The sequence below is a fragment of the Faecalibacterium sp. Marseille-P9590 genome, assembly GCF_017377665.1.
Lineage (GTDB): Bacteria > Bacillota > Clostridia > Oscillospirales > Ruminococcaceae > Faecalibacterium.
Genome location: NZ_JAFREF010000026.1, coordinates 1 through 921, shown reverse-complemented (window position 1 = coordinate 921; position 921 = coordinate 1). Strand labels below are relative to the sequence as shown.

General features: G+C 50.9%; 1 protein-coding gene. It reads left to right on the top strand.

Annotated features, from left to right (window positions below; all coding sequences use genetic code 11):
- Positions 1-177: 177 nt before the first annotated feature.
- A partial coding sequence (locus J3349_RS13955) for a hypothetical protein (protein WP_207677828.1) occupies positions 178-921 on the top strand: 744 nt, incomplete at its 3' end.

Genomic DNA, 921 nt, shown 5'->3' with positions numbered 1-921 from the left:
AAGATGATGTGTAAGGAGGAAGAATGAAGGTTCATGTGCGCTGCTTGATTGATGAGATGGAAAAAATAGGTAAGATTAAAAAGAGGGAAAAACTGGTAGCGAAAATAAGAAGAAGTGAAATATAGGATTGAAGGGTTAGAAAGGAAAAATCAAAGATGAAAGAAATGGAGAAAGAAAATGAAGATAAAAGAAGAGGAAAAAGGGATTAAAGAAGGGGAAGGGGGGGTGAGGAGAAAAAAAAGAGAAAAGGGGAGAGGGGAGAAGGGAGGAAAAGGGGAGAAGGAAAAGGGGAAAAAGGAGGGGGGAGAAAGGAGAGGGGGGGAAAAAGGGAGAGAGGGGGAAAGAAAAAAGAGAGGAAAAAAGGAAAAGGGGAAAAAAAGGAAAAAGGGGGGAAAGGGGGGGAAAGGAGAAGAAAGAAGGAAAGGAAAGGAAAGGGAGAACAACGGGGGGGGAGTGGGGCCCCACAGGGGGAGGGCCACAGAAAGAAGGAGGAGAAAGGGGAGGAAGAGAAGGGAAGAAGGGGGAGGGGGGGGAAGGAAAGAGAAGGAAAGAAGAAGGGAAAAAGGGAAGGAAGAAGGAAGGAGGGGAGGAAAAAGAGGAGGAGGGGAGGGAAGGGAGGAGAAAGAGGGGAAGGAGAGGAGAAGGAGGGGCGGGGAAGGAGGAAAGAAGAAAGGAAGGAGGGGAAGAGAGAGAAGAAGGAGAGGAGGAAGGGAAAGGAAGAAAAAAGAAAGAAAAGAGAGAAGAAGAAAAGAAGGAAGGAAGGAGGGGGGAGAGAGGGAGGGGGGACAGGAGGGGGGGGGAGGGGAGGGGGGAACAGATGGGGGGGGGGGGTTTTTTGCCCCGGGGGTTTTGGGGGGGTCTTTTCCGACGGGGGGGCGCTTTTCTCCAATATGGGTTTTTTCTCGGGGGGGGGGGGCGCCG